We start from the raw sequence: 2152 nt of genomic DNA, 5'->3' as shown, positions 1-2152 counted from the left end.
CGGCGCCCAGGGAGGTGGCGTGGCCGTCGCGGAAGCGCTCGGTGACGAGCCAGCCGAGGATGGCGGCGCTGGTGGCGACCAGGGTGTTGACCCAGACGACCGACGCGGTGTTGTTGGCGGCCAGCGCCGAGCCGGCGTTGAAGCCGAACCAGCCGAACCACAGCAGACCGGCGCCCAGCATCACCAGCGGCAGGTTGTGCGGGCGCATCGGCTCGCGGCCGAAGCCGCGGCGCTTGCCGATGATGATCGCCAGGACCAGGCCCGCGACACCGNNCGCCGGCGAAGTCGAGGGCGAGGAGCTGGTTGGCGATCCAGCCGCCGACGTGGCCGGTCTCGTCGTTGCTGAAGTCGAAGACCCAGTGCGCCACGGGGAAGTAGACGATCGTGGCCCACACACCGGCGAAGAGCATCCAGGCGGAGAACTTCACGCGGTCGGCGATGGCGCCGGAGATGAGGGCCACCGTGATGATGGCGAACACGGCCTGGAAGCCGACGAAGGCCATGGCCGGGAGGCCGCCCTCCTCGGAGGTGGTGTCCTCCATGAGGCCCTTGAGGCCGAGGTACTCGGTCGGGTTGCCGAGCAGGCCGCCGCCGACGTCCTGCCCGAAGGCGATCGAGTAGCCGTACAGGACCCACAGCACCCCGATGAGCGCCAGCGCGCCGAAGCTCATCATCATCATGTTCAGCACGCTCTTCGGGCGGACCATGCCGCCGTAGAAGAGCGCGAGCCCGGGGGTCATGAGCAGCACCAGGGCGGCGCTGGTCAGGACCCAGGCGGTCGCGCCGGTGTCGACCATCGGCTTACCTCCTGCGAGAGCGCGGCCCTCAGCGGGCCGGGGGACTCCGAGCGGCGCCGTCCTCCGGCTGCCGCGAACCCCCGGTCGCGGGGGCGCTGGGGAGAAAGGTGCCGATGCGGGGTCAACCCCGCGTTCCCCTGGTGTTACTGAGCCGTGTCATCGGGCCCGCCCGTGTGAACACTGCGTTTCGCGGTCCCCCGTGCGGGTCCTCCGGGCGTGTGAGACCCCCTGGTGGTGGCCCTGCGCCGTCCCGCGCCCGGTCAGCCGACGATCGCGTCGACGAACGCCTCCGGGTCGAACGGGGCGAGGTCGTCCGGGCCCTCCCCCAGGCCGACCAGCTTCACGGGCACGCCGAGCTCGCGCTGCACGGCCACGACGATGCCGCCCTTGGCGGTGCCGTCGAGCTTGGTCAGGACGATGCCGGTGACGTCCACCACCTGCGAGAAGACCGCGGCCTGCTTGAGGCCGTTCTGGCCCGTGGTGGCGTCGAGCACGAGCAGCACCTCGCTGACCGGCGTGCTGCGCTCGATGACGCGCTTGACCTTGCCCAGCTCGTCCATGAGGCCGGCCTTGTTCTGCAGGCGGCCGGCGGTGTCCACGAGCACCACGTCGGCCTCGGCCTCGGTGCCGGTCTTCACGGCCTCGAACGCCACCGACGCCGGGTCGGCGCCCTCGCGGTCAGAGCGCACCGTCGGCACGCCCACGCGCTCGCCCCAGGTGGCCAGCTGGTCGGCGGCGGCGGCGCGGAAGGTGTCCGCCGCCCCCAGCACGACGTCCTTGTCCTCGGCGACGAGGACGCGGGCCAGCTTGCCGACCGTCGTCGTCTTCCCCGTGCCGTTCACCCCGACCACCATGACGACGGCGGGGTGCCCGGGCGAGTCCGCCGGGCGCGAGGTGTTGAGCGACCTGTCCATGCTCGGGTCGACCACGGCGAGGAGCTCCTCGCGCAGCATCGTGCGCACCCGCTGCGGGTCGCGCTCGCCCAGGGTGCGCACGCGGACGCGGAGCCGGTCGACGAGCTCCGTGGCCGGTCCCACGCCGAGGTCGGCCATGAGCAGGGTGTCCTCGACCTCCTCCCACGTGGCCTCGTCGATGGTGTCGCGGCTGAGCAGCGCGAGCAGGCCGCGGCCGAGCGCGGTGTTGGAGCGTGCGAGGCGCTCCCGCAGGCGGACCAGGCGCCCGGCGGCCGGCTCGGGGCGGTCCAGCGCCGGCGCGGCCTCCTCCTCGGGCAGCTGCAGGTCGGGCGCCGGGAGGGTGTCGATGGTGCGGGTGGCGCTGTCGCGCGGGACCTCCGCGTCGTCGCCGACGCCCGGCAGGTGCCCGCCGCCGTCGCCGGCGTCCTGGCCCGGGCGGCG

At 73.4% G+C, this 2152-nt stretch carries 1 protein-coding gene and 2 pseudogenes; all 3 read right to left on the bottom strand.

The features are described 5' to 3' along the window. Positions 1-272: pseudogene (locus tag FHN55_RS24015) on the bottom strand (ammonia channel protein); the annotation flags it as partial. Positions 273-274: 2 nt separating this feature from the next. Further along, positions 275-740, bottom strand: a pseudogene (locus FHN55_RS24010) (ammonium transporter); the annotation flags it as partial. A 317-nt stretch (positions 741-1057) separates the two neighbouring features. Further along, on the bottom strand, positions 1058-2152 hold a 1095-nt coding region (ftsY, locus tag FHN55_RS21960), incomplete at its 5' end, for a signal recognition particle-docking protein FtsY (RefSeq protein ID WP_139714539.1).

Source organism: Streptomyces sp. NP160, from assembly GCF_006335115.1.
Taxonomy (GTDB): Bacteria; Actinomycetota; Actinomycetes; order Actinomycetales; family Quadrisphaeraceae; genus Quadrisphaera.
Note: the sequence above shows the minus strand (reverse complement) of the source record. Positions and strands in the feature narration are given on the sequence as shown.